Below are 22,854 nucleotides of genomic sequence, written 5' to 3'. Positions count from 1 at the left end.
CATAGGAGGACGCAAGATGGCAACGACACCCATGGGTCACGCGCCGCCAGACCCTCACCGGCAGAATGTCTTCCTTGATTCGTGCGCTTTCGATCCCAGATCCGCCCCGGAGGACCGGGCTTCAAAGGAAATATTCGAACGCCACGAGAATGGTCAGCTCCTGGGCCTGAAGATCGCGCATTCCATGCCCAAGGAGAACGAGTATCCGAATACGCCAGACTGGGTCAAGCGTGCAGCGGCAGGCGTACTTTATGCCGTTGACGTCAGCCTGACACCCGACGAACAGGCGGATAGGGATCGGATACTCGAGGTCCTAGCCGGCAACGGCAGCCGGGACCAGATGCGCCAGGATGCGACCCATGTGTTCGAAGCATCAAAGTACACGGGCTACTTTGTCACCACCGACGAGCGCATCCTGAAAAAGAAGAACGAGCTGAAAAACATCTGCGCCGCCAGGATCGTCAAGCCGTCCGAGTTTCTTTCACTCGTTCAGGAGTACGAGGCCAGCGGTGGATAATCCGGGGTATGTTCATAACGCCACCTGCGCGCGTCCGACGGTTCGGAAGCAAACCGCCGGACGCGCGTTGGATACCGGCTACAGGGATGCGATGAACTCTTTCCAGGGCGTGCACTGCAGCGCTTCCGTGCTCGCATGCCCGTAGGCACGGATGAGCATGGTGATGGCCGTCATGTCGTCGGTCCAGATGAAGCGCCCCTTGAGCCGGCCGGGCGCTTACCTTGCTCGCCCCATATGGTCGGCCTGGCATGCGACAGCGGCATCTGAGCGGTGCCCAATCTGTAATTTCACGATCACGAAATTATGGGCCGTAGTAGTGGCGGCTGCTGTATGGTGCAATGAATTGGGACGCAAAGGTCGGTCTGCATCTGAGATGCAAGCCATAAGGCCGTTCGGTGCCGCTTTGTCACGAACCCCTTGGTGGCCCAAAAATTCCGCATTGCGACCCAATCTATTGCACCTTGAAGCCTCTTCCTCAGCAAAGATTCCTCAACCCCGCAAGACTTGAAAAGCCACAGCAACGCCCGATTCGAGGGACGGAAATGGCGGAATGTGGGAACGCATGCCGTAGCGGTAGGAATGAGGCCCAACGCAAAGCTTGGAAAGCATGTGCCATCTGTCCCACCAAGCCGGAAACGACTCCCAAGGAGGCTGCCGCGAGCATGTTCCACGGAGGTGGAAGGCGAACAGGCCCTTGCGGCACGGCAAGGATTCTCGGCCGCCTCCGATCGTCTTTTCGCGACCCTGAGCCGCCGGTCGAGGTTTTCAAAAGCGAGGTTCGCCATAACAATCGAGGTCGGAGAAACCGCCGTTCGCTACACCAACGCGTTGCCTAGTCATGTTTGGCTTTGCAAGGCCGGGGTCCTGTACTACGAGTCGAGGCCCTTGCAATGGGTGGATAACCGACCTCCTCCTACAATTGCCACGGACAAATGTCACAGGAGGAGCCGACCATGGCATTCGTGAACCTCATGGAGCTGGAAAGGGCTGCGCGCGGCATCTTGCCCAAAGTGGTACTCGATTACTACTACGGTGGTTCAGATCACGAGGTCACGCCCAATCTGGTTCGCTGACGAAAATCCCATGGACGGAACTTTTGACCGGCATCCTTTCGCGTCGACGGACTACACCATCCCATTTTCCACTCCGGAGGATGAATCATGCAAGGCGAGATGAATACCTATCACGGTTCTTGTCATTGCGGAAAAATTCAGTTTGAAATCAAGTCAACGCTGGACCCAGCGAAGCGTTGTAACTGCTCGTTCTGCAAACGCCGAGGCGCAGTCATGACACGTGTCCCGGTTGACTGCTTTACGTTACTCGCCGGGGAGGAATACCTGTCGATTTATCAATTCAATTCTAAGGTGGCAAAACACTACTTCTGCAAAGAGTGTGGCATCTATGTGTTCCACCGCCCTCGTACGGCCCCCGAGCTCTACGGGATCAACGTCGGTTGTCTGGACGGCGTTGATGCCCTTTCCTTGCAAGTGGGCTTAATCGACGGCGAGGCATACTCCGTTGTCGAGTCAGTCTGAGGAAGGAGGTGTCACATAATGTGGCCGCCGCCTCCACACTGCTACCAGTCGTGAGCGAGGAATGTCATCATCCAGGTGGCTTACCGCTTACGGATGCGGAGGGGCACTTCAACGTCGTCTTTGTGAGAAACATCGCCACCGGCCGGTCCTGGCCGGCAAGCGACTGGCCGGAGCGACGCTACGGTCCACTATTGCGTCGCTGTGGCTCGCGCGCTTCAGGCGACCGCACCCGGCGGCGCATGGCGTGCCAGGAACCGATCCAATTGGGCAGCGAACGCCTTGCTATTCTGTGGGGCGTAGGGCGCCGGACCGCCGGTATCGACGCCCGAGCCGCGGAGCTGGTCCATCACCTCACGCATCGTTAGGCGCTCCTGGATATTCTCACGGCTAAACCAGCTTCCTCGTGGGTCGAGCACATAAGCGCCCTTGTTGAGGAGATGGTCGAGGTAGTAGCCCGCTAGGACCAGGCCAAGATCGGCTTGGGTTTTGTTGTTTTGGAGAACGTACCAAATACCAATGAGAAAGCGGTGCGGAAGAGGGTGGCATCTCGGCCGTCGGCTGATCGCATCGGTTGGACCAACGCAAAGAAAAAACTGAGCTCTATTATGTAACGCCACTGGTGCGGTTATACTCCGCGCTTCACTCACAACAATGAATAACCAACATGGTCGCAGCAGCTAAAACGACACGGGTAAGTGCAACTGCCAAGGGAAAACCTGCCGCAAAGAAGCTAGTCGCGCCAACGAAAAAGGCCAGCGTGCTTGCCCGTGAGGCACAGGCAGCGAAGAAGCACTTGCTGAAGCTGCGCGCTGACACGAAGAAGGCAATTGAAGCGGCTAAGCACGAGGCTGCCCATGCCGTGGAAGCCGCAAAGGCCGCGGCCAGCTTTGAAAAGCAAGCCGCAAAGGACAAGCTCGCGGCGAAGAAGGCGAAGGCTGCAGGTGCCAAGAAGGCGACGGCTAACAGAGCTTTCGCAACGAATGCGGCGGCGAAAAAGGCCGCCCCCGGTACCAAGGGCAAGGTCGCCGCGAAAGCATCTCCGAAGGCGGCCGCAGTGAAATCCATACCGAAGAAGCGGGCTTCGGCGAAGAAAGTGGTTCCGGCTGTAGCATCGCCTGAAGCGTCGGCGTGATCGTTGCTTCGGCTGGTAACGCGATGTCGCCAACCAGCTGATTGATGACAAGATGCTGTGGAAAGCTGAGGCGTACGAACTTGGCGTCGGCTTTCCCCTTCCAATTGGGCCTCTAGCTCATGCTTCGTTAAAGCAGCGGACTCATAATCCGCCGGAGACATCCCACCGTGGGCCACGGCGCTAGTCACTCCATGCGTCGTACGGCGTCGAGCATGGAATGCTTATGGCTTGTCAGCCGCGCATGAACATTGCCGTGCAATGCCCATGTTCCATCGTCACCAGCTTATGTTCCAACAAGGCATCCAGTTGCTCGGGGTCGAGGTCGTGAATGTCTGGGGCATCACCGAGCAGCAGCAGGGCTGCGATTTCGTGCGGACTTAGCATGTCGGCCTCCTTTGTCGGGTCAAAAGGGAAATACGACTGCTGATCCGTGGACTGCGCCACGGAGAAAGATGAGAACCGCTATGGATGTATCGGTGCGAAACGGGATGTATCGGTGCGAAACGCGCTGGGAGTAGCTCCGCGCGTGCGCAACAGCACGCCGATGGTTTTCCCTCTGCAAGCGCGTCTTTTGGCCTTGAAAACCGCCGCGTCGGAGCTTGCTGGGGGACGCAACAGCGTTCCTACCCTACCAGTCATGCGAAATGTGATATATGACCCCTTTTATAGCGCCGCGCAAAGATCAGGAATGCCGGCAGTCTGCTTGGCGCGCGGTCTCCAAGCGGGCTGTCTCCGATGTGCGGGCCTGGCGTCGAATACGATCGAGCATGCGCTCGCATTCCGCGCCAGCATCGAAATTCACTGGGACCGCACCTGGCGGCGAGTCAGCCGAATTCGCGTCGGCTGACTCGAGCCAACGATAGAACTGGCGTGACAGGATGGCCACCATCACGAAGAGGACGATGGCTATCGCTAGCTGAAAGGCCGACCGGAACCGAGAAGTCATGTGAAATGAATCGATGCTGACGCCTACCGGCGCTCTCTTTCCCGCGCCGCCAGCGGCGCGTCGTCGGTTTCCCGCAGCGAATCTAGAAAATCTCCCACCATCGCGACACAGTCGTCGAAGCTCCGGTCGAAGCTGATGCGCTGTATTCTGGCAAACTGCTCGCGCATGATCGGCGGGCCGGCTTGGACCTGTCTGACGAATACGGCGGCGTGCCGAAGCAGAAACGGCGCAGCGTGCACCAGCGCCGTTGGCTCCTGTTCGACCACGACGCAGAGGTCGAAGAGATCCCGAGCCGTGGCCCGGTCCCCGCGGTGGTAAAGCTTCTTGGCAACGATCTCGGCTGCGGTTTCCACCTTGACTGGCCGCCCCATGATCTCCCAGATCTCGAATGGCTCGTCGGTCAGGTTGGGCGAGGCCACTACGTCGACTTCGCCTGCGTCGAGCACCAGCTTCACGAAATTCCCCTGCTCGACATAATCGCTCGAGATGTTCTCCGCAGCCTCGCTCAAGCGCGGCGTCACGAACCCGAGATATTGGGGATCCGGCACAAATAAATCGATGTCACGAGAGAAGCGATGGCGGCACCGTAGCATCAGGACGGTGCCGCCGCCGAAAGTCCAGAATGGCTCGATGCCGCCGTGCTTCCTGACCTCCTCCATTAACGTGAAAGCATGAGGAAAGAGGCTTTCCCAAACATCGCCTCGGAGCTCGACCTTCATGCCCACAGGCCTCCGCGTGTGGCCATCAACGACTGCGCAAGCCGCCTGAGGTTCTTCCAGATGTCGGCAGGATTCCGATGCTGTTTCGCCGCCACTTCGGCGACGACCTTGGTGACGAGCTGCAGCGGCGCCTCATCCAGGACTTGGGCTATTTGTGGGCGATACGCCGATGGCACCTCGCCAGTGGCTAGGGCGCGCTCGAGCTCGTCTGGGGTGAGCTCCCCGGTGTAGCTGACATTGGCGCCCTTTGCTGCCATCCACAACGCGCGCGCCGGTGCGCCGCTGCCCAGACTGCTGGCCTCGGGGTCCTTCACGTCCAGAGACAGGCCAAGCACGTCCATCAGGCGCCCAAGCGTCTGGAGCGTGGCATTGACGGTGCCATGTTCGATACCGTTGAGCGACTGGCGCGACAATTCCGCCATGTCGGCCAGTTGCTGTTGGGTAAGGCCCAGAGCGACCCGTTTGCGTTGAATGGCATTACCGAGGAGCGATGGATTCATCGGTAGTCAGTCCTGGAGATTCGTGTCAAGTATAGACGACAGTATTGACCCAAGGTTCCATCGAGACTCAATGTAACGCAATCTGCATACTGGTTGGTGATGGGAGAGTCCAGCAAATTTTGGATTTCCAATCCGAAAAAGCTCGTAGTCCGGCCAGTTCGCTTTCATTAGCCAGCCTGCCGCGACGGCGAACAGCACGATCCAATGCTAAAGTGCTTTCTCAGACACCGCCTCCCGTGATGGAGTTCAGTCTGGCCCCGGAAGTTCGCCGCCTCCCCCACCCCGGCCTTCATACGAGGCTGGGGGCTGGAGAGAAGAAGCATCTTTTATCCATAAGATACTTTTTTATAACTTATATAAACAATCGAGATTTTAGGTCTCATCAAGGCCTACCGCCTTGATGAAAGAACTTTAGCTTTTCCGCCTCAGGCCTTGTCCCCCCTAGCCTTGCGGGTCACGATCAATTAAGATACATAAATGTAACTAAAGTAGCGAGAATATGGCCTCCTGGGAATTCTACGGACGGATGGGAACGCTGGAGACGCTGGATCGGATCGTTCATGGTCCAAACTGGTTCTTCTGCCGCATCCAAGGCCGACGACGCATTGGCAAGACAACCCTCCTGCGTGAGCTATCCAAGAGCGAACCGTCGCTAATAGCCCGGATGGTCTACATGCAAATACCAGACTCAGACGAGCGAGATGTGGCGGCTGGGTTCCGTCGGGCGCTGGAAGACTGCGAATCCGAGATCGCAAATGCACTGGCCCCGCAAGTCACTAACTTCGCCTCGATGGCTGGCGTGATTGGCGATCTATGCCGCCGCGGCCTGATCGTCGTGTTGGACGAATTCCAATATTTCACTGCGACGAGGCTCTACGCCTTCAACTCATTCCTGCAGGAGCAAGTGGACCAGCTGCGCGATACGCAAGGGGGCGGGCTGTTTGTCCTTGGCTCCCTGCAGTCGGAAATGAGCGCGCTCCTCGACGACAAGGGTGCGCCACTCTTTGGGCGGCTCACAGCGACTATCGATCTGCAGCACTGGGATTTCGAGGACCTGATCGAGGTGTACCGCGCCCACGATATCCGCGATCCGCACCATTGGCTCACGCTCTGGGGCTTCTTTGAGGGCGTTCCCAAGTTCTACCGGGACGCGTATGACCAAGGCCTGTTTCAGGTGGATTCCCGGTTTCAGGAAGCCTTGCTCGAGCGGATGTTCCTTCGCGAAGGCAGCCCTCTGGCCGAAGAAGCAGACACATCCTTCCTCCGTGAGGTGAAGGGCAGACTGCTCTCAGTCCTAAATTTCCTCGCGGAACATCCGGGCTCGAGCCACGGGCAACTGGTCGGCACACTGCTGCGGGATGAAGACGAAGCGTCGTTGAAGGTCACAGTCAAGCGCTTGGTCGAGAATTACCATATGGTCGACAAACGCCACCCGGTGTTTTCGGAGAGCAAGAGCCGCAACGCCCGCTATTACATCACCGACAACTTTCTGCAGGCGTGGCTGTCGGTCGTGAAGCCGGCGCGGGACGCATCCCGCATGCGCCCGCTTTCGAAGGCGATCGATCTGACGCTCCCTCGGCTGCACGGGCACGAGGGATACGCGTTCGAGAAGCTGATTCGTCAGTTGCACGTAGAGTGTTCGCGAAAGGGCGTGGGCGACTTCTCGCTGACCTCCATCGAACTGGGTTACTGGAATCGGCCGCGAGACGAACAGAACGCGATCGAGATCGACATCGTCGCACTTGACGAGGACGCCCGGCATATCCGCTTCGGCTCGTGCAAACGCAGTGCGAGCAAGCACATCCGGTCCTCGCTTTCCGAATTTGAGCGACACATCGAGCGATTCATGTCGACAAAGGAGGGGCGCCGGGTGAATGGGTGGACGTTGACCAAGGCGCTGTTCTCGCCTGTTTTTTCAGACGAAGAGGCTCGGGCGCTGACGGCCGCTGGCTACCAGTGCCTGGACTTGCCAGCGTACGTCAGGATGCTAACGTCTTCTCGGTCAGTGTGATGCACTGGCCGGCGGAAGCTTCGGCACCCTTCTCCGGGCCGATCCTCTTGATGCATGGCAGGAGCGCCGCGCCACGCTGCCCATCGCCTGCGTCCTCCTCTTCTTGTTGCAAACCAACGGCCAGCCGATCACCTCAAACCCTGGGTGGGACCGTGCGCGCTGGGTTGGGAGCGATCGACATCAGCGCTGCCGACATGAGTCCACATGTCGTTCCCAAGCCATCTCACCGGCTTTGACCGCAGCCCGCGGCTCGGATGCGTCCGCCCAGTTGCTGAATGGTATGGAGACGTCGAATCAAGGAAGCGGTCATGGCATTGGAGCTGGTTCCGTGCAGCCGGCTTAATGATTGTTCAGTGATCGTGGCCGGCCTGGATGGCCTCCCGTGGCCCAAAATGGCTGCCCATTGGAGCAGCCACGTCCTACTGCGAGCGTTTAACCCACAGACACCACCGCAGTTGAGGACGTCCCGTCTTCGAACCGTACCGTCGCTTGAACATACTTACGCCCGTCCACCTCTTTGGTGAACAGGAACGGTCGGCACATCCCTTTCATCGGCCCGGCGGCGCTGCACCGAGATCTACCTGCCTTGACTTTGGTAGCGGAGCAGTAGAGTGAAACGCATGCAACGCGACACCATGCCAATGCTCTCCACAGCATCTGGGCAGGTTCGCGGTACCGATACTGCGGGCCTGGTGCGCGCGGCGCGCGACGCTCTCCATCGACGGCGATTTGCTGTTCACGCTCACCCCGGATGGCCGACCGATTACCGACATGAGCTTCGGCCGCATCGTGGCCACCGCCCTCGCAGAGATCGGGTTAGCCGGCGCTGAGCCAAGTCCGCGCACATTGCGCAATACTTTCTGCCGCCGGCAACTGCTGGCGGGCCATTCTCGAGATAAGGTCAGCCAGATGTTGGGGCTGGCCAGCAATCGAACCTGTGATCGGATCGCCGCGACTTTGGAGTCGGACGATCGCGCCCTCGCGCAGACACCGCGCCAGGGCTAACGAATAGAGAAACATAAAGCGATTCATCGGCACGATCGATCCGCGAGCGGGAGACGGCGAGGGGCGCGTGTGGTGGACGGGCGGGAAGTCGGTGGGTCGCCTCGAGCGGCGGCAAGTCGGATTCGCCGTGCTTCCCGCTCGCTGAGCGGTAGGCTGATCGAGCCGCCTGCTGCAAAATCGCATCTACCCCCTTGCGTACGCGGCCGATTTTGCTATTCTTCGCCGGTGCGCCACATCCTCAATCGCTGTCAGGCGCGCATAAATCTACCAAGACACGACCATGGCCACGAAAGCAAAACCTGTAGCAAAGACTGCAACGAAGACCGCAGCGAAGAAGGCTGCTCCGGCTAAGAAGGCCGCCACCGCCAAGAAAGCCGCTCCTGCTAAGAAGGCTGCCGCAGCCGCACCGGTTGCCAAGCCGCTGAAGGACACGTTCAACAAGTCGAGCCTCCTCGCCCACCTGGTCGCCCAGACCGAGCTGGACAAGAAGACCGTCCAAACCGTCCTGACCCACCTGGAAAACACCATGGTGAGCGCGATTCACAAGAAGGGCGCCGGCGAGTTCACCTTCCCCGGCCTGTTCAAGGTCTCGGCTATCCAGGTCCCCGCCACGAAGAAGCGCTTCGGCAAGAATCCGTTCACCGGCCAAGAGCAGTGGTTCGCCGCCAAGCCGGCCAGCGTGAAGGTGAAGGTTCGCGCGATGAAGAAGCTGAAGGACGCCGCGATGTAACCGCAATGGTTGCAACGAGCAAAGGAATAGAAGCCCCCGAGATCTCGCGATGTCGGAGTTTTTGCATGAACTGGGGCAACGACCCATAGGGCAGCGCCCCATGAGTTAGTTGGAGTGGGCTACACGTCCGCGAGGTAAGCCACGCAGCCGCTCCTGCTTTCGGTTCCGGCAATACGCTGGCCCTCGCGGCAGTCCGCGAAGTTCGACACATTGGCCTCAATCTCATTGGCCAACTGGCGCAGACAACGCGCCGCCGCTGCCGGGCCGCCGGCTCCTTGGAAGGACTGGTCAGCCAGATCGATACCGATGATCAGGTCCATCGCCTCCTCCCCTACACTGCCGCATACTGCGGCAGCAACTTGCGCAGCGCATTGGGGTTCGTTTCGATATAGGTTCGCGCGCCATCCATATCGACCACCAGATGGTGTGCAAAGCAGGCAGCGTCCCGCGGGATCTCGACCTGCTGGGACGACACGAAGGCAGCCAGCACCTTGGCGCGATCCACATCCGCACCCATCCAGCCAAAGACCCGGATGAACGTGTGCACCTTCTTGCCGCGCGGCAACAGCTTGGCCGCCTGTTCCGATGAAATGAATGTCTTGGTCATAGCGAATAAAAGGAGAAAGGCCCGCCCCTCGCGGGAACAGGCCTTGGTATTGAAGTGAAATATGGGTTGGTTACATAGCGGCAAGCGCTGCGACGTCGATGACGCCATCGGCTTCGTCGACCAGGTCAGGCGTGTGCGAGATAAAGAACTCCCGCTCATACCCACCCTGGCGCAGCACCTCGCGCTTCATGCGCATGAAGGCACGCTTGCGCTCCGGATCCAACGGACCGTCGGCTTCGTCGGTGAACAAGGTCTGCAGCGACTGTCCGGAGTCCTGCGCTCGGTAGAGCGCAATCCCACGGGTCAGGCACTCGTTGATCCAGATCTTCTGCCCGCCAGACATGACGGCGAAGTTCTTGGCACTGTCGCTTTCGGCATCGTGCACCTCGATCTCAAAACCCTCACGCTTGTCGCCGTTGGCCAGCGTTGTCTGTGTCTGAATCGCGATGGTGAATCGGGGGCCATAGCAGGCGAGCAGCAGGTCATTGACGATCCGCGTGAGCGCAGGCCCTGCGTCATCAATGGACAACGCGATGACGCCGTCGTTGCCCAATGCCTTGGCCAGCAGCTTCCACTGCGCGATCTCGTCGGAGAGCCGGTCAGCCTTGCCCTGTACTGCAGGCTGGCCGGCCAGCACCGTCTCGACGCGCTCGTACTCAGTCAGCAGGCTGGTTTGCTGCCGGATCAATGCCTCGATCCGGGCATCCAGCGCCACCACCGCCTCTCGGCTTTGGCGGATGCGAAGGTCCAAGGTAGACAGCATGCCGGTCACGTCTTCGGTGGCCAGCCCCGACAGCTCACGCTGCACGGCAGACGACTGGCCGTCCGTTTCGGCGACTTCCCGCGCATGACGCGCACTGGTGGCCGCTTCCTCCTCGGTCAGAGCGACGACATCACGTTCGGCCTGTGCGAGGCCTTCCTGAGCCACGTCAAGCATGGGCTTTCGGGCTGCAAGCGCGGTGAGGCGCTGCAATTCCTGGTGGTCATGCGTCAGCGCCGCCTGCAGAGCCGACAGTGCCGCGCGTTGACTGGGCAACCCTGCCAGCGCCTCGGCCATCGGCTGCATCGCCAGCTGCTTCGCCTGGTAGCTCGCGCGCAGATCCCGCACAGCGATGACCTGCTCCGCCAGCTTGCCTTTGGCCTCGCGCGCTTGCGCGAGCAAGGGGCAGGTGTTGTGCATGGGATCGGCCCGGCAAGGCACGGTGTCGATGACGTCGGCCTGGGCCTTGAGCGAGCCGGCAAACTGCGCCGCCGCCTTTCCGCGGGCTTCCAGCCCCTGCAACTCGGTGGAGAGCGCCGCATGCTGGGCACGCTGTGCTTCCAACGCAGTCACGGCTTGCTGCAGCGTGACAAGCTCACCTTGCCTCTGGCCAATGACCATCTGCAAGGCGTCGCGCTGCTCGGCGGCTGCCAGAATTGCCGGCCCTTCGGCCAGGGTCATTTTGCGACTGGCCACCAGCTGCTCCAGCTCCCGGCGCCGTGTGACGGTACGGGTAACGGCCGCACGATGATCGGCCTCCAGTTGGCGTCGACGCGTGCCCAGTTCGGTCTCCCGCTGCCTGAGCTCACGCAGACGCGCTTCGGTCGTGGCGCTTGCACTTTGCTTCGCGGCCAGCGTCGCCCGCTCCTGGAGGAGCTTCGCGCCGTTGGCCGTTTCCGCATCGCGATCTCGCCGCGCGGCGGCCAGCGCCTCGTCAGTCAGACCGATTTCCCGGGTCAACTGCCCGGCCCGTTCACGCTGGGCGGACAAGCCAACCAGGTCGCGCTGCAGGGCGTCCAGATGCCGGCCCAGCCCCTTTGCCACCTCACCGGCCTTGGCCGAAATGTCACGCAGGTGGTCGATGCCTAGCAACTCTGCCAGCAACTTCTTGATCTCGCTGGCTTGGTAGCTGGCGATCGGGCGGCGGTTTTGCGCGGAAAACACGCTGGTAAAGAACGCCTCAGGGGAGCCGAGCACCGCCTCGATGCAGCGGTTATAGGTATCGGCCTTGCCGTCCGACAGCGTACCGTCGGAAACTTGAACCGGCACCCAATCACCAGCGGCGCCCTTCTCGAACAGGTAGTACTCAGCCTTGCGGCTTTTGCCCGGATTGCGGAATGCAAACGCCGAACGGTACTGCTTGCCGGCGTGCTCCCATTCCAGATCCTTTTCCCCACGGGTGCCATAGAGGTGATCCCAGTAGGAAAATGCATCCGCGGACATTTTCGAGGCATGGCTCGGCATGATCGGATACGGGTGCAGGTTGTCCATCAGCGTGGTCTTACCCGCGCCGTTAGGGCCAACCAGTGCAATCAGGCCGGGTGGCAGGTGCGTCAGGTCCAGCGTCACCTTGTCACGGCGCATGCCATCGCGCACGCCAAGAAAGCCAGAAAGAGTCAGTTTCAGTGGGCGCATTCGACCACCTCCTCACCAGCCATGGTAGTCAGGTAGTCGGCGGGCAGCTCCATCACATCACCCGAATACATGGGCATGTCCGGTACTGCCAGCCGCGCGTCCTGCTCGGGCAACCCGGTCAGCGCACGCTCCATGGAGCGCACGGCGGCCGCGAACTGCTGGCGGGCCAGCGCGATCACGTCTGGCCATGCCGTGCAGCCGCATAGTGCCTTGAGTTCCAGCGCGCTCCACTGGCTGGCGTAGCCATGGGAGAACGACCAGATCAGGTTCTGCATTTCCAGCGACGGCGTCACTTCGTACCAGTACTTGTCGCCGGTGGCATGCACTGCCATGATCAGTAAATGGTTGCGTTGCGCGATCACCGCGCCGCGCCCCGCCCCGAACGGCTGGAACAAGGTGCTGCGGGTAAAGCCGTGCGCATCCGTCAGGCGGGCAGCTAGTTCGGACGCGGGGATGGTGGTTTCAAAGGTATGGGCCCAATCCGGACCAGCAGGGTAAAGCATCATCGTGGCGCACTCCAGGGAAGACGGAGTGCATTCCCGGACGGGAAGCACCCGTCAGGGGTCAGAGGGATGAAACAACAGTCGATGCGTCCTGGGGACGCGGGGTAAAACGATGTTTCGACAGCCCCGGAGGGCTCTCGGAACATGGCTTTCGGCCAGGTTCAAGGGTTAGGCGGCAACTTCCGCAAACAAGTCTTCGGAGAGCCAGTCCATCGCCGTGGGCGCTTCACCGGGTTTCAGCATGACGGGTGGCGTTGGTGCCAGCATGACTGCCACAACCGGTTCCACGTGCTTCTGCGGCCCGGCTGCAACCTCAACCCGTGGGGACTCGCCCAACCTTTCCAGCTCCTGCAGCACCAGGTCCGCGATGGCCTGCGGCTCCGCGTGCTCGAGCATCGACAGACGATCGAGCAATGGATTGGTGTCGACTTGCGTCAACTCGCCCCAGCGCGTGATCTTCTCCGACAGGCTGGCGGCACGGCTGATGCCCTCGGCACGGCTGCGCACGGCTGGCAACACCCTCCCCTCGAGCTTGATCTCGGCCGCACCGGCAAACAGGGCGCCTATGGCGTCGCGATCGACTATCTGGCGGTGCTCCTCGTCCACGACCCAGCGGATACGCACGAACTTGTCGGCCGCTTCAGCTGCGACGCGAGCGAGCTGCGCCATGTCGGGCGGCCCGTCGAAGTCGATGCACAGCGTCTCGCGCGCCGGCGTCACCACCGGTGTTGTCTCTGCCTGCCCTGGCGCGACGCGCCATTGCAGATAGGTCTTGTCACCGATTTCGCCATAGTGGAAGCGCCCGATCGAGCCCGGATAGGCGACCAGCCGCCCCTCACGATCCCATTGCTGGGCGCGGTGGATATGGCCGAGCATGAAGCCGTCGCATTCGGCGTCGAACAGCGCTCCAATGGTGAATTCATGATCGAATCCGGCCATCGGCACGCCGTGCTCCGTCTGGCAACCGTTGACAGTACCGTGTGAGATACCCATCGTGCGGATGCAACGCGCGCGCAGCGAGCGGTTCACGGTACCCGCGGCGTGCAGATAGGCGGCCAGATGGTCCCCTACCGCAGTCGCCGCATCGGATGTCCCGAAGGCAACGGCGAGCATCGCCTTGTTCACCGTCGGCACGCAGGTGAAGACCACGTCCGGCATGCCATCGGCCAGCAGCGCCTCGATCTCCATCGGCGTGAAGAGCGCACCTACCGACGGGGTGAAACCGCCTTCGTGCAGCGCGACCTGGTGGATGCGGTCGGCGATATAGACCGGATAGCGGTTGCCAACGAGGCGAAACAGATCCAGCGTGCCGGGCGGCTCGTGCGAGAACGTGCCCTGCAGCATCACCACCGGCATGTGATCGGAGAGCTCACGGATACGCTCGGCCAGCACGCGCAGCGCCGGCGTGTGGGCGTCCAGTCGATGGTCAGTCGAGTCGCCGGAGACGACCCCAACCCGGCTGCCCGCGGCGACCGCATGTTCGACGGCAAAGCCGAAGCAGCGGTCCGCCTCGGCCAGATTCCCGGTCGAGTAATGTAGGTCAGAAAAGTGAGCCAACAGCAGGCTCGCACTGGGATTGAGCATGATGTGATTCTCCAAGAGAAGGGAAATGCGCCGGAACGGCGCGCAAGGGAAAGAGTGGCCTCGCGTGGGCCACAGATGAAATGGTTATTAGGCAGAAGAGGAGCGACGAGGTGAACGGCACGCGGTGTGCCATACACCTTGCAGCGCCATCAGACCGGCAGGGTGGCTTCGCGCACGCGGGCGCGCACTTGCTCACGGAAGGCCAACGGGTTGGCCAGCGCGGCTTGCATCTCGCCGATCATGCCGTCAACATCGTTGGGCCGCTTGGTCCAGCAGGGGCCGTATGTGAGACGAGCGAAGGTGAGCAAATCCACCCGCTCCTGCCCGTTCGACATGCCCAAGCGAGCAGCAAGGTCGGCGAGTTTGCTTTCGCGGTCCTCGGGATCCTCCGAGTGCTCTATTGGCGTAGGAATTGGCGTCGCGTCCGGCTCGTCAATCGCCGGCAGCGGCGTTGGCGCGCCAACATCGGACGAAGGCCCTTCCAACAGCGAGACAGCCTGGCCGGCGGCTTCCAGTGCCGGGGGCGTCTGGTCCGCGCCATCCAGCAGTGCGCCCAGATCGATCTCGGCATCCAGCATCGTGAGCATCTGTTCCTGCCGCATGGGCAGGCCGTCCTCTCCGATGCGAGTGATCTCGACCGCCTTCTTGGATATCCAGAAATGGAGGCCCGCCAGGCGACCGCCGCGCGCCAACGCTACCGTCTGCATCGCGGCATAGGCCTTCTGCAGTACGTAGATGGAATTGGTCGGCAGCTCGATCAAGCCGAGGCCTCTAATCTCCGGAATCGCAAATATGAAATTCGCGCTCAGGTTGCACTTGCGCTCCTGGTACTGCGGGCAGTGATGCGGGTCGCAGACGCCATCCGGAATGGCGTCGTCCTGGCGCAAGATGATGGTGCGGCCGCCAAACAGGCGCTTGGCGCGCTGCGCGCGTTGGTCGACTTCCGGCGCCGCGTACATCTTGCAGTACCGTTTGCCATCCGCGCCGTACTCCGAGAAGTACTGCAGGCCCCGTGCGTTCCACGCCTTCAACTGGTTGGGCAGGTTCGCCATCCAGTCGTCGAAGGCGAAGACAACCGGGAAGCGCCACAGCTTCAGGCCATCGCCGCGATCCTCGCCGTACTTCTGAAGGATTTCGTCGGCGGTGGCCGGGTTGGCGAAGTCCGAACCACGGCAGGTGAACCAGCCGGTGTTCTTGGGCACCAGCGCGTTGCGCAGCTTGGTCTTGCGCTCGATCTCGTTGCCGATCGCCTCGAAAGATTCGCCGAGAGCGAGCATGGCGTCGTGGATCTTGACCACCTCCGAGTTGGCCTTGGCGACCTTGGTGAGAACCTTGATACCGGGGCGGATCTTGCCAATGATGGGCGGCCGCGCGGGCCGTTCCTCTATGAGACTGCGGGGGGGCCCGGAGTCAGTGTAGCCAATGGCTCGTTGCATGGTGCGCTTCTCCTGCGTTCAAGGACTTGAACGACGGCGACGCGGATGGAGGCAGCATGCTCCCGAAGGCGCAGGGCTGTGTCGGCCCCGCGCTGGGTCGTTACTTGGGAAAGGAACGCCGCTTGAGCGGGCTCCGCTAGACAGGCCACATGGGCGGCCTCACACAAATTGCGCCACGCATTGGGCAGGCCGACATAGTCGGCCCTTCGGCGGGCAAGGGTGGCCCCAATCGCGGCACGAATCTCGGAATTTTGATCGATGGCAGACAGCATGCTCAGCTCCTGTGTCGAGGGTTCCTACAAACAAAAAAAGCCCGCTCCGGCAATGCGGAAGCGAGCTTGTTCGCAGAAAAACCCGTTGCCACGCCCCTTCCGGGGGCGTGGCAAACAGGGAGCTGTGCGCCAATGCGCATGCTCTATGAGGACGTAAAGTCGTCCTCGTGCAGCAGGGTCACGCTGCACTTCAACCCATTTAGAACTCGAGGTTCACCGCAGGATCACGGATCAGCCGACGACGGCCGTTCTGCCCAGGAGGGGCCAAGAGAGAGAGACGCCACATGGTCCCGAGCTCGAACGGTGTCCACAGCGCATGCCGAAGCAGCACTGATGCAGGACGCGTATTACGGATGATGGATGGGGAGCAAACGGCGAAGTTGCTCATCACAATGGAATGTCCACACCGGTAGCCAACCGGTCGGCGCATGCACCAGGGCACGACTTGAGAAATGCAGTGGACTCGCGGTGGAGTCGAATCGATGCGTCGGAGACGCGAGGTGTGATTGGATTATGCATCGACGCCGCAATCCGTATACCCCGGAAAGCTTGCGAATTTCGTATAGCTTTTGCGGTCAGCAGCCGGGCGGTCCTGGCTGACAATTTGCGGCGAGAGAGTAAACGTCGAAATGGATATGGCCACGCCCGACAATGATGAAAGCGTCCCGGGTCCGGACGAGAACAGCTACAACAACAGCAACGACAACGACGACGCAGCGCGCCGCAAAGCCGCCGGCTTGCGCCCGATTCTGCGCCTTGGCAGCGATGGCCGCCTCGCGAAGATCGTGCCTGAGACGGACTCCCGCGCCGTCGTCATCTACTGTTCCACCTTCGTCCGGGACTTCGTCGCGCGGGACTTTAATTTCTGCGCGGCCAAGTTCACCGTCGCGCGAGGCGGCAAGCTCCGCGCGCTGGATTCCGTGTTTCGCGAAGCGGAAAATGGCTTTGCCAAGGCCCTGGGTTGGCTGGAACACCGGCCCAGCCTTGATCTTCCGCTGGTAACCGACCGACAAGACATTGAGATCAAACACCCCCTCGCAGGTCGACTGGTGCGACTGCTGAACCAGCACGACCGGATATTCACGTCTTCGCTGTTCGCCATGGCGGCGGGCTCGATCTCGTCAACCGATCGAAGCAACGCGATCGAGCATGCTTCGCGACGCCTATCGCTGATCCACGCGACCTGCATGCCGGACAACGACCAGTTCGCCGAAGACGGCTCCCGACTGAACGCACCCGGCCGATAGGCCGCATTCCATAACGCTCTGAGGGACGACACTATGGATTTACTTGAGATCCAGCAACTGCACGCGCAGTACATCCGCCAGCCCCTGACGATTGATATGCCAGCCAGCGTGGGCCTGGGCATTCCGCTGTCTCTGCCATCGCCGAGCGAGGCGGCCACGGCTGCTCCCACGCAATGGAAGGCGCTCGCAGGCAGAGGCCGCAACCTTCTGCTGGTGTTGGGGGGACTTGGTGTGGCGGCAGCCATCGGCATGTCCGTCGCATCCAGGACGCACCGCGGCGCGACGGCGAATGACCAACAGGACGCCTCGGTGGTCACCGCTGGTCAGATGGCTGCGGCCACGCCGGCATTGGCCGCGACGCCGGAAGCGGCCATCCCAGTCACGCAGTCACCGGCCCCATCCAGTACACCGACTGCCAACCTGACTGTGGATTCCCTGGCTCCGGCCACTCCACGGTTTGCCGAGCGGCCGGATGAGCCACGCTCGGTTCAGCCGCAACCGGCCTCTGCGTCGCCGGGCACAGCGCAATCGCCCGCTCGCCGCCCGGCGGCCGTGACGACGCCCCCAGTCAATGTCAAGGCGACACCCGGCGCGCCGAACCGAAGCCCCGCGCAGAAGCCGGCAGCCCAGCACGCTGGCGACATCAAGCTTTTCTGAAAGGACTCACATGGACCAGCCGATCTCAATCAGCGTGCTCAACTATGGCATCTGCATCCATGGGGACGTCGTCGCGGACCACGGCGTTTCCTGTGGCGGCTTGATCGAAGGAAATATGACCGTGACCCGCGGGCTCCTACATGTGGCCGCCGGCGCCGTCGTGCGCGGACGGGCTGAAGGCGAGCATGTGCTCGTCGAAGGCACCGTGGAGGGCGGAGTCGCCGCCCGTGAATCGCTCGTGATCAACGGGCGGGTGAAGGGCGACATTGTCTACGCGGGGTCAATCCGCCTGGGCCTGAACGCGGTTCTGGAGGGTAAGGTCACCCGTGCCGCTCTGCCGGAGCCAGCAGCACTGTCGTCCGAGCCGAGTGTCCCCACCTCGCCCGCCCAGCCTGAAGACAGACTGGAGCCTGCCTGACGGGACCTCGCCGCATGCGTGTCAGTCCAACCGGTTGGACGGCCATTCCGTAAAACACGGCAGAATAGTGTTAGCTTTCCCCGGCAAGTCCCCATTGCCGGACGGCCGTTGTCCCCTGTTTGGCTCTCTCGCTTCGATGTTCTACCAACCGGACCGACGCTCAATGCGGGTGTCTTCCGGAGCCCAGGTCTGTCGCCCTCCCTGCTCTGACAGGCCGACCAGGACGATCCTCCGCAAGTCTGTCTGGCTGAGTAGTCCAATCGGGGAGACCCAGGGCCCACGTTTCCTCGTTCGCGAAGCCATGGCTATGAATAACTGGCAATCATGTATCAGACACTCAAATTCGCGGGCTCCGCGAGGCCGATGGCTGATTTCATAACGCCAACCATGAGTCAGCGTAAAGCGAAGGTCTTCGCTCTCGAACACCAGGGAGCGCGGCATCGGGTTAGGTACGCCCCAACCGGACAGCTGCTCCAACCACTCGTCATACGAAAGCGCGGTCTGACGAGCCTTGAAGGCCTGACACCACTGCTCGTATAGCGCCGCCGCGCGATAACGCGATATCGCCCCCCATTTCTGTATCTCATTGTCGTTCTGTATCAACTGCTAGTCCCTGTTGCTCTGAATGCATCGCGCTCCTCGTCGCTTGTTGCTCCCCTTCCGAGGCGCTATTTGTTAGTGGGCACTCCCGGTCTTGCCTATTTCGGCTGCCTGCATGCAGTCTTGAGCACATTTATGAGATGCGCCGGGCAAAAAAATACCCCGGCGTCCCGGGGTGGTTCAAACGATGTGGGGATGCGAGATGAGCAGTTCGGGGCCGGCATCCGCGGCGGCCTGGGCGATGATGTCGCTCTTGGCTGCGTGATGAGAGGTTCGCGAGGCCACTGCTATCGGCCTGCCCGTCACGCGCTCGCAAAGACCCTGCAGGGACCGCAGCCTCGTACAGCGTGGCGAAATGCGGGACCGACGTGCGCTGCCTGTTGTGTTCGAGCGGTTCCTACTGCCACGCCACGATGGCGCCTGCGACGCCGCCGGCTCCCCTCTCAAACCTTTGGGCAACGAGACAAGGGGAGCCGGTCGCCAAGACCGCTGCGGGACGGCGGCCGGATTGCCATGGGAAGATCATTGTCGGTAGACACCATGCTTAAATTCCATGATAATGACCATATCAATCAATATGATCATGGGGGGGGTGATGATTACCGAAGTCAGTGCCGTGAACTTTCGGCAAAACCTAGGCGAAATGCTCAACCAGGTGCAGTATCGCCACGACAGCATCGTCATCAACAAAGATGGAAAGCCAGTCGCGGCCCTAGTCGATGCTGAACTGTTCGCCCGCATCCGGCGTATGCAGGAGCGTTTCGACGCCCTGAACAATCGCATCAGCGAAGCCTATGCCGGCGTGCCGGCCGACGAAGGCCTAGCCGAGATCGACGCCGCAGTGACGGCGGTGCGGAAACAGCGCTGATGCCTGGATTGCGCGTTGTGCTCGATACCAATGTCCTCGTATCGGGTCTGGCCTATCCGGGCAGTGTGCCGGGACGCATCATCGCCGCTTGGCGGCAAGGCGGTTTGGACGTGGTGCTATCGCGTTACATCCTGGATGAGATGATCCGGGTGCTACCACGCTTGCCCAGAGTCCAGATGACCGCGACGGAAATACGCGACCTGGCCGACAGCCTCATGTTCCTGGCTGAGATAGTCGAGCCGAGCGGCACGCCAGACAAGGCGCTGCGCGACCCTGCCGATCAGCCTATATTGTTGACGCTGCTGGCGGCAAAGGCCCAATACCTGGTCACGGGCGACAAGGACCTGTTGGCGCTGGCGGATCGCTATCCCATCGTGACGCCCACGGATTTCTGGGCACGCCATGGGATTTGATTAATTGCACGGCAATACGCGTCTTGATTGGAAAAGCAATCGGCTTGGCATCGGGTTAAGTACGCCCCAACCGGACAGCTGCACCAACCACACGTCATGGGAAAGCGCCGCCGCGCGATAACGCGATATTGCCCCCCACTTCTGTATCTCATTGCTGTTCAGCTTGACATCCATCTCCCCTGCCTGAAGGCCTGAGCTTTACCCACATCCTATGGACCTGAACTGAAGATGCGGAACATTTCGGTAATCTCATGGAGGACGAAGAAGCCTCGCCAGATAACCGTGGCGCCGGGCGGAGGATCACTGCGGCGATTCAGGTAGCCACCCAGCGTGGCGATCCACAGTACTGCCTGATTCAGCGATGGCACTTTGTCCGGTGGCCGGGTGGTTCGGTGTACGCGGCAATACAGAGCCTGCCATTCGATGGGCTGAAGGACTACCTCGCAGGGCAACTCGCCATCAAGGCGAGCCACTAGAGTCGTGTACAGAATGCGCCAGGCGATTACGGCAAACAGGGAGGTGGCCCGCACGAAGCGTTCCAGTGTACCGAATTGGCGGGCCTCGATACGGCAGCCACTCTTGAGCACACGGTGCCAGGTCTGTCGGGTAAAGGACTGGCGCGGTGCTCGGCGAACCCGGCCCGTTTCCAGCCCCTCCCCATAAGAACCACTCGTGAAGTTTTCCCTCAAGCGGCTCACCCAGTGAGATTCATCGCAAGGGTTATGGGTCCTGTCGGTATGGCGGCCACTTTCACGCGAACTCCTCCGCACCCGACAGCGGGCGCGTTTTCCAGTCCCAGTACAATCCCAGGACACCGTAGAGGTACTCGTTACTCCATCGTCGCCACCCGACGCTCCTCTTATTGCGTCGCTTGCGCCGCGTTAGCAGAGTTCGAACCTTCATTTCCAGATAGTCGCGCACCTCACTGAAGGCGCGACTGGCGTTGCCGACCCGAAAGTACTTGACCCATCCCGCCACCGCAGCGTTGAGTCTCGCGATCAGCTTCACGGCAGGAGTCGAGCCTCCGTGCCGGATGATGTCGCGAATCTTCGCCTTGATGGCTTGACGAGCCTTCTTCTTGGGGGTCATCAGGACGAAGTGCCCGTTCCCCGCTCGTTTGCGCACGCGACGTAGGTCGAACCCCAAGAACCCAAAGGCTTCACCGTGCAGCGTGTCCACCACCGTGGTTTTCTCCACGTTCAACTCGACGCCAAGCGGCACGAGCTGTTCCCGCAGACGCAACAGGGCGCGTTCTGCCCAGCCGCGTTTCGTGTGGTGGCCACTGACGGTAATGACGATGTCGTCAGCAAACCGATGATAGTTCACTGCCTCGTAAGGGCCCTGTGCCGTCTTGCGGCGAATCTCGTCGAACATCCAGTCAATCTCAGTCAAGTAGATGTTCGCAGCGAGAGGGCTGAATGGGCCACCTTGCGGTACCCCAACTTTGCCCGCTGCTTTGATAACCTGCTTGACCAAGTGCATGACCTGAGGATCCTGGATGCGCTTCGCGATCTTGCCCAACAGGGTTGAGTGTTGGATTGTGTCAAAGTAGCGCGACAAATCCACGTCAACCACCGTCGACATGCGCCGCAGCACACTGCGTCTGACTTCCGCCAGCGCGCGGTGTGGGGACCGCTTCGGTCGAAACCCGTAGGAGTTCGGGCAGAAGTCCGCCTCGAATACCGCTTCGAGGATCAGTTTCAGCGCCCCCTGCACCACGCGGTCGCGGATGCAAGGAACCTGGAGGACGCGGACCTTGCCGTTGCTCTTCGGGATCTCTACCCTGCGGTTCGGCTTGGGTTCATACCTGCCTGTTTTGAGGTCTGCCTGAATCTCCGCAAGGAATACAGTGCGTCCCGATGCCTCGATGTCTTCAAAGCTCAGATCATCGATTCCCGGTGCACCGCCGTTCCTCTTGGCGATACGGTAGGCCTCGTCAAGGGTTTCGCTCTTCGCAATATGCACGAAGAGTCCCCAGAAGCGATGGGTCTTGTCAGACTTCGCCTTGCGATATATCCGCCTTCTCAGCTCCTGCAGACTGCCGGATGCCTTTGTCATTTCATCCCTGCCTCACCTTGTTGGACGGAGTACTCACCGGTCCGGGCCCTTCCCTCCGGGCGCGTTTTGCTGCACGCCCATCGACAGTACTACGACCCGATCCGTCACCCTGGCACCTATGCCCGCATTTCCCACTCGCGGTTATAGCGGACATCTCCTCGACGGGATTTCTCCGCCGGGTGCCGAGGGCTTCTCCAGTTTCCACGTTATCCTTCACACCATGTCGCCGCTGATACCCCGCCGGTGAGAGTTGCCGTATCGGACTCGTTTCGGACAACTCTTGCTGCTTTCGCGCGTTATCGACCGTCTCAGCCACCGGGTTTTCGTGTGACGAGGCTACATCTGCGTTCACTGCACGTTGCAACCTGGTGCGTTGCATACACTCCTTTCTGAGCATACTGTCGGAGGGCTCCGTCATCTTGCTTTCGCGCCATGACGCCTCCCTAGCTACGAGGACTGAGTCTTTTGCCTCGGTCGGACTTTCACCGACTGGATAACGTGTCCTTATCTGGACACACCGATGGTCCAGCGCCGCGCATACCACTGAAGCCGCTCAAGAGCCTGCTCAGGCGAGTGCGTGGGCACCGAACTGAGTAGCATCCATTCGAGCGGCTCGATACCGGCGGGCGGTTCGTCCTCGATGACATGCACAGCGAAGACATTCTGCTCGGGCAAGCCAGCCCGCGTCTGAGGTGGTTGCA

The 22,854-nt window shown here is 61.0% G+C and carries 23 protein-coding genes and 2 pseudogenes; 11 read left to right on the top strand and 14 right to left on the bottom strand.

Annotation, left to right across the window (positions count from 1 at the left end; all coding sequences use genetic code 11):
- Positions 1–16: 16 nt before the first annotated feature.
- Positions 17–517 (top strand): hypothetical protein, encoded by a 501-nt coding sequence (locus tag AC1Q7H_RS34940; RefSeq protein WP_153956322.1) that lies wholly within the window; start codon positions 17–19, stop codon positions 515–517.
- Between the two features lie 1,160 nt (positions 518–1,677).
- On the top strand, positions 1,678–2,052 hold the full coding sequence (locus AC1Q7H_RS34935) for a GFA family protein (protein ID WP_492382276.1): 375 nt from the start codon (positions 1,678–1,680) through the stop codon (positions 2,050–2,052).
- Positions 2,053–2,267: 215 nt separating this feature from the next.
- On the opposite strand, the pseudogene AC1Q7H_RS34930 reads toward AC1Q7H_RS34935, so the two are convergent.
- Positions 2,268–2,486 (bottom strand): annotated as a pseudogene (locus AC1Q7H_RS34930) (DUF188 domain-containing protein); the annotation flags it as partial.
- Between the two features lie 230 nt (positions 2,487–2,716).
- Between AC1Q7H_RS34930 and AC1Q7H_RS34925 the strand changes: the two are divergent.
- Positions 2,717–3,184 (top strand): fumarate hydratase, encoded by a 468-nt coding sequence (locus AC1Q7H_RS34925; protein WP_492382275.1) that lies wholly within the window; start codon positions 2,717–2,719, stop codon positions 3,182–3,184.
- A gap of 231 nt (positions 3,185–3,415) precedes the next feature.
- On the opposite strand, the gene AC1Q7H_RS34920 is transcribed toward AC1Q7H_RS34925, so the two are convergent.
- From AC1Q7H_RS34920 to AC1Q7H_RS34910, 3 genes are all read right to left on the bottom strand, one after another.
- Positions 3,416–3,568 carry a hypothetical protein gene (locus AC1Q7H_RS34920; protein WP_228772710.1) on the bottom strand — a complete coding sequence of 51 codons (153 nt, stop codon included), beginning with the start codon at positions 3,566–3,568 and terminating at the stop codon, positions 3,416–3,418.
- 585 nt (positions 3,569–4,153) lie between these two features.
- Positions 4,154–4,849, bottom strand: a complete 696-nt coding sequence (locus AC1Q7H_RS34915; protein WP_492382274.1) for a nucleotidyl transferase AbiEii/AbiGii toxin family protein — start codon at positions 4,847–4,849, stop codon at positions 4,154–4,156.
- Positions 4,846–5,349 carry a helix-turn-helix transcriptional regulator gene (locus AC1Q7H_RS34910; protein WP_492382273.1) on the bottom strand — a complete coding sequence of 168 codons (504 nt, stop codon included), beginning with the start codon at positions 5,347–5,349 and terminating at the stop codon, positions 4,846–4,848. The genes AC1Q7H_RS34915 and AC1Q7H_RS34910 overlap by 4 nt, the downstream gene beginning before the upstream one ends.
- Before the next feature lie 499 nt (positions 5,350–5,848).
- Here AC1Q7H_RS34910 and AC1Q7H_RS34905 point away from each other — a divergent pair, with 499 nt between their 5' ends.
- The 3 genes from AC1Q7H_RS34905 to AC1Q7H_RS34895 all read left to right on the top strand — a co-directional run bounded on the left by AC1Q7H_RS34905 (position 5,849) and on the right by AC1Q7H_RS34895 (position 9,095).
- Positions 5,849–7,360 carry an ATP-binding protein gene (locus AC1Q7H_RS34905; RefSeq protein WP_153956325.1) on the top strand — a complete coding sequence of 504 codons (1,512 nt, stop codon included), beginning with the start codon at positions 5,849–5,851 and terminating at the stop codon, positions 7,358–7,360.
- Positions 7,361–8,089: 729 nt separating this feature from the next.
- The gene (locus AC1Q7H_RS34900) at positions 8,090–8,365 is read left to right on the top strand and encodes a site-specific integrase (protein ID WP_338084287.1); all 276 of its coding nucleotides are present in this window, start codon (positions 8,090–8,092) and stop codon (positions 8,363–8,365) included.
- Between the two features lie 280 nt (positions 8,366–8,645).
- Entirely contained in the window at positions 8,646–9,095 is a 450-nt protein-coding gene (locus AC1Q7H_RS34895; RefSeq protein ID WP_153956326.1) for an HU family DNA-binding protein, read from the top strand.
- A gap of 119 nt (positions 9,096–9,214) precedes the next feature.
- Here the strand turns inward: AC1Q7H_RS34895 and AC1Q7H_RS34890 are convergent, their stop codons facing one another.
- The 7 genes from AC1Q7H_RS34890 to AC1Q7H_RS34860 form a co-directional block, all read right to left on the bottom strand.
- Positions 9,215–9,415 (bottom strand): cell division protein ZapA, encoded by a 201-nt coding sequence (locus AC1Q7H_RS34890; RefSeq protein ID WP_153956327.1) that lies wholly within the window; start codon positions 9,413–9,415, stop codon positions 9,215–9,217.
- A gap of 11 nt (positions 9,416–9,426) precedes the next feature.
- Positions 9,427–9,702, bottom strand: a complete 276-nt coding sequence (locus AC1Q7H_RS34885) for a hypothetical protein (protein WP_153956338.1) — start codon at positions 9,700–9,702, stop codon at positions 9,427–9,429.
- 70 nt (positions 9,703–9,772) lie between these two features.
- Positions 9,773–12,097, bottom strand: coding sequence for an SMC family ATPase (locus AC1Q7H_RS34880; protein ID WP_492382272.1), 2,325 nt, complete (start codon positions 12,095–12,097; stop codon positions 9,773–9,775).
- Positions 12,085–12,603: a hypothetical protein gene (locus AC1Q7H_RS34875; RefSeq protein WP_153956329.1), complete on the bottom strand. Its 519-nt coding sequence runs from the start codon at positions 12,601–12,603 to the stop codon at positions 12,085–12,087. Before AC1Q7H_RS34875 ends, AC1Q7H_RS34880 begins: the two co-directional genes overlap by 13 nt.
- A gap of 165 nt (positions 12,604–12,768) precedes the next feature.
- Positions 12,769–14,184 carry a metallophosphoesterase family protein gene (locus AC1Q7H_RS34870; protein ID WP_492382271.1) on the bottom strand — a complete coding sequence of 472 codons (1,416 nt, stop codon included), beginning with the start codon at positions 14,182–14,184 and terminating at the stop codon, positions 12,769–12,771.
- Between the two features lie 149 nt (positions 14,185–14,333).
- Positions 14,334–15,620 (bottom strand): recombination directionality factor, encoded by a 1,287-nt coding sequence (locus tag AC1Q7H_RS34865; RefSeq protein WP_153956331.1) that lies wholly within the window; start codon positions 15,618–15,620, stop codon positions 14,334–14,336.
- On the bottom strand, positions 15,569–15,892 hold the full coding sequence (locus AC1Q7H_RS34860; protein WP_420872268.1) for a DUF7696 family protein: 324 nt from the start codon (positions 15,890–15,892) through the stop codon (positions 15,569–15,571). The genes AC1Q7H_RS34865 and AC1Q7H_RS34860 overlap by 52 nt, the downstream gene beginning before the upstream one ends.
- Positions 15,893–16,527: 635 nt before the next feature.
- Between AC1Q7H_RS34860 and AC1Q7H_RS34855 the strand changes: the two genes are divergently transcribed.
- The 5 genes from AC1Q7H_RS34855 (at position 16,528) to AC1Q7H_RS34835 (ending at position 20,095) form a co-directional block, all read left to right on the top strand.
- Positions 16,528–17,139 carry a hypothetical protein gene (locus tag AC1Q7H_RS34855; RefSeq protein WP_153956332.1) on the top strand — a complete coding sequence of 204 codons (612 nt, stop codon included), beginning with the start codon at positions 16,528–16,530 and terminating at the stop codon, positions 17,137–17,139.
- 33 nt (positions 17,140–17,172) lie between these two features.
- Entirely contained in the window at positions 17,173–17,796 is a 624-nt protein-coding gene (locus AC1Q7H_RS34850) for a hypothetical protein (protein WP_153956333.1), read from the top strand.
- A gap of 10 nt (positions 17,797–17,806) precedes the next feature.
- Positions 17,807–18,214, top strand: a complete 408-nt coding sequence (locus AC1Q7H_RS34845; RefSeq protein WP_153956334.1) for a bactofilin family protein — start codon at positions 17,807–17,809, stop codon at positions 18,212–18,214.
- 1,195 nt (positions 18,215–19,409) lie between these two features.
- Positions 19,410–19,682: a type II toxin-antitoxin system Phd/YefM family antitoxin gene (locus AC1Q7H_RS34840; protein WP_153956335.1), complete on the top strand. Its 273-nt coding sequence runs from the start codon at positions 19,410–19,412 to the stop codon at positions 19,680–19,682.
- Positions 19,682–20,095, top strand: coding sequence for a putative toxin-antitoxin system toxin component, PIN family (locus AC1Q7H_RS34835; RefSeq protein ID WP_153956336.1), 414 nt, complete (start codon positions 19,682–19,684; stop codon positions 20,093–20,095). Before AC1Q7H_RS34840 ends, AC1Q7H_RS34835 begins: the two co-directional genes overlap by 1 nt.
- A 209-nt stretch (positions 20,096–20,304) precedes the next feature.
- On the opposite strand, the gene AC1Q7H_RS34830 is transcribed toward AC1Q7H_RS34835, so the two are convergent.
- The 3 genes and pseudogenes from AC1Q7H_RS34830 to AC1Q7H_RS34820 form a co-directional block, all read right to left on the bottom strand.
- Positions 20,305–20,568, bottom strand: coding sequence for an IS4 family transposase (locus tag AC1Q7H_RS34830; protein ID WP_249679004.1), 264 nt, complete (start codon positions 20,566–20,568; stop codon positions 20,305–20,307).
- A gap of 277 nt (positions 20,569–20,845) precedes the next feature.
- Positions 20,846–22,153 (bottom strand): group II intron reverse transcriptase/maturase, encoded by a 1,308-nt coding sequence (ltrA, locus tag AC1Q7H_RS34825; protein ID WP_492382270.1) that lies wholly within the window; start codon positions 22,151–22,153, stop codon positions 20,846–20,848.
- A 504-nt stretch (positions 22,154–22,657) separates the two neighbouring features.
- Positions 22,658–22,854, bottom strand: a pseudogene (locus tag AC1Q7H_RS34820) (IS4 family transposase); the annotation flags it as partial.

Source organism: Cupriavidus sp. GW823-FHT06D04 (assembly GCF_058795055.1).
The sequence above is the reverse complement of the archived record's forward strand: the minus strand, read 5'-3'. Positions and strand labels throughout refer to the sequence as shown.

Bases quoted from the DNA above. Each gene is read 5' to 3' on its own strand.
- AC1Q7H_RS34925 (WP_492382275.1), top strand. From the start codon at position 2,717: ATGGTCGCAGCAGCTAAAACGACACGGGTAAGTGCAACTGCCAAGGGA.
- AC1Q7H_RS34905 (WP_153956325.1), top strand. From the start codon at position 5,849: ATGGCCTCCTGGGAATTCTACGGACGGATGGGAACGCTGGAGACGCTG.
- AC1Q7H_RS34890 (WP_153956327.1), bottom strand. From the start codon at position 9,415: ATGGACCTGATCATCGGTATCGATCTGGCTGACCAGTCCTTCCAAGGA.
- AC1Q7H_RS34880 (WP_492382272.1), bottom strand. From the start codon at position 12,097: ATGCGCCCACTGAAACTGACTCTTTCTGGCTTTCTTGGCGTGCGCGAT.
- AC1Q7H_RS34910 (WP_492382273.1), bottom strand. From the start codon at position 5,349: ATGAATCCATCGCTCCTCGGTAATGCCATTCAACGCAAACGGGTCGCT.
- ltrA (WP_492382270.1), bottom strand. From the start codon at position 22,153: ATGACAAAGGCATCCGGCAGTCTGCAGGAGCTGAGAAGGCGGATATAT.
- AC1Q7H_RS34935 (WP_492382276.1), top strand. From the start codon at position 1,678: ATGCAAGGCGAGATGAATACCTATCACGGTTCTTGTCATTGCGGAAAA.
- AC1Q7H_RS34855 (WP_153956332.1), top strand. From the start codon at position 16,528: ATGGCCACGCCCGACAATGATGAAAGCGTCCCGGGTCCGGACGAGAAC.
- AC1Q7H_RS34865 (WP_153956331.1), bottom strand. From the start codon at position 15,620: ATGCAACGAGCCATTGGCTACACTGACTCCGGGCCCCCCCGCAGTCTC.
- AC1Q7H_RS34850 (WP_153956333.1), top strand. From the start codon at position 17,173: ATGGATTTACTTGAGATCCAGCAACTGCACGCGCAGTACATCCGCCAG.
- AC1Q7H_RS34885 (WP_153956338.1), bottom strand. From the start codon at position 9,702: ATGACCAAGACATTCATTTCATCGGAACAGGCGGCCAAGCTGTTGCCG.
- AC1Q7H_RS34840 (WP_153956335.1), top strand. From the start codon at position 19,410: ATGATTACCGAAGTCAGTGCCGTGAACTTTCGGCAAAACCTAGGCGAA.
- AC1Q7H_RS34940 (WP_153956322.1), top strand. From the start codon at position 17: ATGGCAACGACACCCATGGGTCACGCGCCGCCAGACCCTCACCGGCAG.
- AC1Q7H_RS34920 (WP_228772710.1), bottom strand. From the start codon at position 3,568: ATGCTAAGTCCGCACGAAATCGCAGCCCTGCTGCTGCTCGGTGATGCC.
- AC1Q7H_RS34860 (WP_420872268.1), bottom strand. From the start codon at position 15,892: ATGCTGTCTGCCATCGATCAAAATTCCGAGATTCGTGCCGCGATTGGG.
- AC1Q7H_RS34875 (WP_153956329.1), bottom strand. From the start codon at position 12,603: ATGATGCTTTACCCTGCTGGTCCGGATTGGGCCCATACCTTTGAAACC.
- AC1Q7H_RS34895 (WP_153956326.1), top strand. From the start codon at position 8,646: ATGGCCACGAAAGCAAAACCTGTAGCAAAGACTGCAACGAAGACCGCA.
- AC1Q7H_RS34835 (WP_153956336.1), top strand. From the start codon at position 19,682: ATGCCTGGATTGCGCGTTGTGCTCGATACCAATGTCCTCGTATCGGGT.
- AC1Q7H_RS34845 (WP_153956334.1), top strand. From the start codon at position 17,807: ATGGACCAGCCGATCTCAATCAGCGTGCTCAACTATGGCATCTGCATC.
- AC1Q7H_RS34870 (WP_492382271.1), bottom strand. From the start codon at position 14,184: ATGCTCAATCCCAGTGCGAGCCTGCTGTTGGCTCACTTTTCTGACCTA.
- AC1Q7H_RS34915 (WP_492382274.1), bottom strand. From the start codon at position 4,849: ATGAAGGTCGAGCTCCGAGGCGATGTTTGGGAAAGCCTCTTTCCTCAT.